The sequence below is a fragment of the Micromonospora sp. BRA006-A genome (assembly GCF_033433935.1).
In the GTDB taxonomy this organism is placed as follows: Bacteria; Actinomycetota; Actinomycetes; order Mycobacteriales; family Micromonosporaceae; genus Micromonospora; species Micromonospora aurantiaca.
Genome location: NZ_JANCLW010000001.1, coordinates 2717441 through 2724164, shown reverse-complemented (window position 1 = coordinate 2724164; position 6724 = coordinate 2717441). Strand labels below are relative to the sequence as shown.

1 protein-coding gene is annotated in these 6724 nt (G+C 76.3%); it reads right to left on the bottom strand.

Annotated elements, in window-relative coordinates:
* A partial coding sequence (locus tag NMK34_RS12855) for a type I polyketide synthase (RefSeq protein ID WP_318333558.1) occupies positions 1 to 6691 on the bottom strand: 6691 nt, incomplete at its 3' end.
* Between the last annotated feature and the right edge of the window lie 33 nt (positions 6692 to 6724).

Sequence of the window (6724 nt, the reverse complement as noted above, 5' to 3'; positions counted from 1 at the left end):
CCGACAGACCCCGCTCCGAACGACCCGACACCACCCACGGCACCGGCAACCCGACCGGCGCGACGGGCGCGACCGGTGCCGGAGCGGACTCCGGCTCCGGCTGCTCGATGATCACGTGCGCGTTCGTCCCCGAAATGCCGAACGACGACACACCCGCACGCCGGGGACGCCCCACCCCCGGCCACTCACGCGAGGCCGTCACCAGCTCCACCGCACCCGACGACCAATCCACATGCGACGACGGCACGTCCACGTGCAACGACGCCGGCACCACCCCATGCCGCATCGCCAAGACCATCTTGATGACGCCCGCCACCCCGGCAGCGGCCTGCGTATGACCGATGTTCGACTTCACCGACCCCAGCAGCAGCGCGTCCCGCTCGTCGCGGTCCTGCCCGTACGTGGCGAGCAGCGCCTGGGCCTCGATGGGGTCGCCCAACGTCGTGCCCGTGCCGTGCGCCTCCACGACGTCGACGTCGGCGACGCCCAGCCGGGCGTTCGCGAGGGCCTGGCGGATCACCAGCTGCTGCGAGGGGCCGTTCGGCGCCGTCAACCCGTTCGACGCGCCGTCCTGGTTCACCGCCGTGCCCCGCACGACCGCGAGGATCCGGCGCCCGTCACGCCGCGCGTCCGACAGCCGCTGCACCAGCAGCACGCCGACGCCCTCGGACCAGCCCGTGCCGTCCGCGGCGTCGGAGAACGACTTGCACCGGCCGTCGGGGGCCATGCCACGCTGCCGGGAGAAGTCGATGAACGTCTCGGGCGTCGCCATCACGGTGACGCCGCCGGCCAGCGCCAGGTCACACTCCCCCGACCGCAGCGCCTGCACCGCCAGGTGCAACGCCACAAGCGACGACGAACACGCCGTGTCCACAGTCACCGCCGGACCCTCGAACCCGAACGAGTACGCCACCCGACCCGACAACACGCTGCTGGCCGTGCCGACGCCGAGGTAGCCGTCGAGGGCCTCGGGGACGTCGGCCAGCCCCGCGGCGTGGTTGTGGTACATCATGCCGGCGAACACGCCGACGGGCCGGCCACGCAGCGCAAGCGGGTCGATCCGGGCGTCCTCGATGGCCTCCCACGAGGTCTCCAGCAGCAGCCGCTGCTGCGGGTCCATGGCGAGGGCCTCGTGCGGCGAGATCTTGAACAGGTCGGCGTCGAAGTCGGCGGCGTCGGCCAGGAAGCCGCCCTCGCGGGCGTAGCTGCTGCCCCGGCGCGTGCCGGACGGGTCGTACAGGTCGTCGACGTCCCAGCCACGGTCGGCGGGGAAGCCGGTGATGCCGTCGCCACCGGAGACGAGGAGATCCCACAGTTGCTCGGGGCTGCGTACGCCGCCGGGGTAGCGGCAGCTCATGCCGACGATCGCGATCGGCTCGTCGAGCGCCGCGACGGCGGCGACCGGAGCCGCCCGGGTGCCGGCGTCCGTTCCGGTCTCGGCGTCCAGGTGGTCGGCGAGGGCGAGCGGGGTCGGGTGGTCGAAGACCAGCGTCGCGGGCAGGCGCAGGCCGGTGACCGCGCCCAGCCGGTTGCGCAGTTCGACGGCGGTGAGCGAGTCGAAACCGAGCTCGGTGAACGGACGCCCGGCCTCGACGGCGGCGGCGTCGGCGTACCCCAGGACCGTCGCGACCTGGTCGAGGACGAGCCGTAGCAGGGCCGCGGCGCGCTCCTCGCGGTCGAGGCCGGCGAGCCGCCCGGTCAGCGCGGCGGTCTCCGCCGGGCCGGACCGCGCGGCGCGGCGCCGGGGCGCCCGGACCAGGCCGCGCAGGACCGACGGCAGGGTGCCCGCCTCGGCCTGGGCGCGCAGCGCCGGCCCGTCCAGCGCCATCGGCACCGTCGCGGGCAGGCCGGTGAGCAGGGCGGCGTCGAGGAGCGCGAGGCCGTCCGCCTCGGGAAGCGGCCGTACGCCGCCCCGGGCCAGCCGGTCGGTGTCGGCGCGGTCGAGGCCGGCGGTCATGCCGCCGCCCGACTCCGCCCACGGGCCCCAGGCCAGCGAGTGCGCCGGCAGGCCCGCGGCCCGTCGCCGGTGGGCGAGCGCGTCCAGGAAGGCGTTGGCCGCCGCGTAGTTGGCCTGGCCGGGGCTGCCCGTCACGCCCGCCGCCGAGGAGTACGTGACGAAGAGGGCGAGGCGGCTGGCGGCGGTCAGCTCGTGCAGGTTCGCGGCGGCGTCCACCTTCGGCCGCAGCACGTCGCCGAGGGTCTCGGGGGTGAGCGAGGTCAGGGTGCGGTCGGCCAGCACGCCGGCGGTGTGCACCACGCCGGTCAGCGGGTGCGCCGGGTCGATCCGGTCCAGCAGCGCGGCGAGGGCGGCCCGGTCGGCGGCGTCGCACGCCTCGACCGTCGCGGTGGCCCCCAGGTCGGCGAGGGCGGCGACCAGGTCGGCTGCGCCGTCGGCGTCGGCGCCGCGCCGGCTGGTCAGCAGCAGGTGCCGGGCCCCGTACCGGGTGACCAGGTGGCGGGCGGTCAGCGCGCCGAGGGCACCGGTGCCGCCGGTGACCAGCACCGTGCCCTCCGGGTCCAGCGCCGGCGCCGGCGCGTCGGGTTCCGGGGCGGCGACGAGCCGGGGCACGCGGAGCGCCCCGTCGCGTACCGCCGCCTGCGGCTCGTCGGCCGACAGCAGGCCGGCGAGGACGGCGGCGCAGTTCTCCTCGTCGTCGACGTCGACGACGAGGAAGCGGCCGGGGTGCTCGGCCTGGGCGGAGCGGAGCAGGCCCCACACGGCGGCGCCGGCCAGGTCGGTGACCTCCGCGTCGTCGTCCACGGCGACGGCACCGCCGGTGAGGACCACCAGCCGGGAGTCGCCGGTGTGCGGCTCGGCGGCGAGCCAGCCCTGGAGCACGGCGAGGACCTCGGCGAGCAGGTCGTGGACGGCGCCGGGACCGGTCGCGCCGGCCACCGGGTACAGCACGGCGTCGGGTACCCCGGCGTCGCGGAGCGCGTCGAGGTCGGCGTACCGGGCGGCGGGCGGGCCGGACGGCAGCGGGGCGGGACGTTCGCCGAGCACCGCCCAGGTCGTGCCGTCGGCGGCGCCCCCGGCGACGGGGTGCCGGAGCCAGTCGAGGCGGAACAGCGAGCGCCGCCACGCGGACCCGCCGGCGGTGAGCTCCCCCGCCGGCAGGGGCCGCAGCACCAGGGAGCCGACCCGGGCGACCGGCGCCCCGGTGGCGTCGGCGACCAGCATGGACACCGTGTCCGGACCGGTGGGGGTCAACCGTACCCGCAGCGTGTCGGCGCCGTGGGCGGACAGCGTCACGTCGGACCAGGCGAACGGCATCCGGGCCTCGCCGGGGTCGACGATGCCCAGCCCGACCGCCTGCACGGCGGCATCGAGCAACGCCGGGTGCAGCCCGTACCCACCGGCGTCGCCGGCCGCCGGATCGGGCAGCGCCACCTCGGCGTACACGTCCGCGCCGACGCGCCAGGCGGCACGCAGCCCGGAGAAGGCCGGGCCGTACGCGAACCCGGCCCGTGCCGCCCGCGCGGCCAGCTCCGACACGTCCAGGGAGGTGGCGGCGCTCGGCGGCCACTGCGCCAGCGCGCCCGTCTCCTCATCCGGCTCCTCGGTGAGCAGGCCGGTGGCGTGCCGTACCCAGATGTCGTCGGTGCCGGCGCGACGGGCGTGGACGGTGAGCTGCCACGCTCCGCCGCCGGTGCGTTCGGCGGCGACCTGCACGTCGACGCCGCCGGTCTCGGGCAGCACCAGCGGCGCCTGGAGGGTCAGCTCGGCGAGCCGTTCGGCGCCGACCTCCGCGCCGGCCCGCATCGCCAGCTCCACGAACCCGGTGCCGGGCAGGAGCACGACGTCGCGCAGGGCGTGCTCGGCCAGCCAGGGCTGGGTCTCCACGGACAACCTGCCGGTGAGCGTCACCTCGTCGCCGTCGGCCGAGCGGAACACCGCGCCGAGCAGCGGGTGGCCGGTCGGGGTCAGCCCGGCGGCGGTCACGTCGGCGGGCTGCGGCAGGGGCAGCAACCAGTAGCGTTCGCGCTGGAACGCGTACGTGGGCAGGTCGACCGGCACGGGCGGGCCGGCGAACAGGGCCGCCCAGTTCACCGGCACGCCCCTGGCCCACACGGTGGCCGCGGCGGCCAGGGCGGTCGTCGCCTCGTCGTGCTCGGCGCGCAGCACGGGGGCGCAGACCGCCTGGTCCGCGCCGACGATCTCCTGGGTGAGCGCGCAGAGCACTCCGCCCGGGCCCACCTCGACGTACGCGCCGACACCCAGCTCACGCAGCGTGGCCACGGCGGCGTCGAAGCGGACCGTGTCGCGGACGTTGCGCAGCCAGTACGCCGGGGAGCACACCTCGTCGGGGTCGAGCACCGCTCCGGTCACGGTGGAGACCACGGGGATGCGGGGCGCGGCGAAGGTCAGTTGCCCGAGCACGTCGCCGAACGCGTCGAGCATCGGGTCCATGCGGGCGGAGTGGAACGCATGGCTGACCCGCAGCCGCCTGGTGCTGCGGCCGAGGGCTGCGAAGTGTGCGGCGACCGCCAGCACGGCGTCCTCGTCGCCGGAGACGACGACGGACTCCGGGCCGTTGACGGCGGCCAGCCCGGCGCCCGGCGTCCCGCCGACGGTGGCCAGGTGCGCGCGGACCTCCGCCTCGGTGGCGCGGATCGACACCATGGCGCCACCGGTGGGCAGCGCCTGCATCAGGGTGCCCCGGGCGGCCACCAGGCGGGCGGCGTCGGGCAGCGACAGCACGCCGGCGATGTGCGCGGCGGCCACCTCGCCGACCGAGTGCCCGGCCACGAAGTCCGGCACGACACCCCAGGACTCGACGAGCCGGTAGGCGGCGACCTCGACGGCGAAGAGCGCCGCCTGGGCGTACCCGGTGCGGTCGAGCACGTCGGCGGGGCCGTCGAGCACGCCGCGCAACGGCCGGTCGAGGTGCCTGTCCAGCTCCGCGCAGGCGGCGTCGAAGGCGTCGGCGAAGGCCGGGAAGGCGGCGTACAACCGCTGGCCCATGCCGACGCGCTGGGCGCCCTGGCCGGTGCAGAGCACGGCGACGCGGGTGGGACTGGCGACCCCGCGCCGCACGGACGCGGCCGGAACCCCGTCGGCCAGCGCGCCGAGCCCGGCGAGCAGTTCGTCCCGGTCGGCGCCGAGCAGCACCGCCCGGTGTTCCAGGACGGACCGGCCGGTGGCCAGGGCCCGGCCCACGGCGGCCGGCGCGGCGTCGGGGTGCTCGGCGAGCCAGGAGCGCAGCCGGTCGGCCTGGGCGCCGAGCGCTGCGGCGCTGCGCGCGGAGACGACCCACGGCAGCAGGTCGGGACCGGTGACGGCGTCGGTGGCCGGCTGCGGCGCGGGCGGGGCGGCCTCGACGACGACGTGGGCGTTGGTGCCGCTGACACCGAACGAGGAGACGCCCGCGCGCATGGGCCTCGTCGCGCGCGGCCACGGGCGCGGCTCGCGGAGCAGGCTCACCGCGCCGGCCGACCAGTCGACGTGCGGGGACGGCTCGTCGACGTGCAGGGTGCGCGGCAGGACGCCGTGACGCATCGCCATGACCATCTTGATGACGCCGGCGACGCCGGCCGCGGCCTGGGTGTGCCCGAGGTTCGACTTGATCGACCCGAGCCACAGAGGCTGGTCGTCGGCCCGGTCCCGGCCGTACGTGGCGAGCAGGGCCTGCGCCTCGATGGGGTCGCCGAGGCGGGTGCCGGTGCCGTGGGCCTCGACGGCGTCCACGTCGGCCGGGGCGAGCCGGGCGTTGGCGAGGGCCTGGCGGATCACGCGTTGCTGCGACGGGCCGTGCGGCGCGGTGAGGCCGTTGGAGGCGCCGTCGGAGTTGACCGCGCTGCCGCGCACCACGGCGAGCACCCGGTGGCCGTTGCGCTGCGCGTCGGAGAGCCGCTCCAGCAGCAGCAACCCGGCGCCCTCGCTCCAGCCGGTGCCGTCGGCGGTGGCCGCGAAGGACTTGCACCGCCCGTCCGGGGACAGGCCGCGCTGGCGGCTGAAGCCGACGAACGTGTCGGGGCTGGACATGACGGTGACGCCGCCGGCCAGCGCGAGGGTGCACTCGCCGGAACGCAGGGCCTGCACGGCGAGGTGCAGCGCCACCAGTGAGGACGAGCAGGCGGTGTCGACGGTGACGGCCGGACCCTCGAAGCCGAACGTGTACGCGATCCGGCCGGAGACGACGCTGCCGTGGTTGCCCGTGCCGACGAACGCCTCGACCTCCTGCGGCACGCCGTTGAGCCGGGAGACGTAGTCGTGGTACATGACGCCGGTGAACACGCCGGTGCGGCTGCCCTTGAGCGAGTCCGCGGCGATGCCGGCCCGCTCGACCGTCTCCCAGGCGACCTCCAGCAGGAGGCGCTGCTGCGGGTCCATGGCCAGCGCCTCGCGGGGCGAGATGCCGAAGAAGCCGCCGTCGAACTCGCCGGCGTCGTGCAGGAAGCCGCCCTCGCGGGTGTACGACTTGCCGTGCGCGTCCGGGTCGGGGTCGTAGAGGCTCTCCACGTCCCAGCCCCGGTCCGCCGGGAAGGGTGTGACGGCGTCGACGCCGGACTCGACCAGCCGCCACAGCGCCTCCGGAGTCCGCACCCCGCCCGGGTAGCGGCAGCCCATCCCCACGATCGCGATCGGCTCGTGATTCTGCTCGTCGACGGCCCGCAGGCGCTCGCTGGTCTCGTGCAGGTCAGCGGTGACGCGCTTGAGGTACTCGCGGAGCTTGGCTTCGTTCGCCATCGGGTTGATCACCTGTCGCTAAGGGGCAAGCGG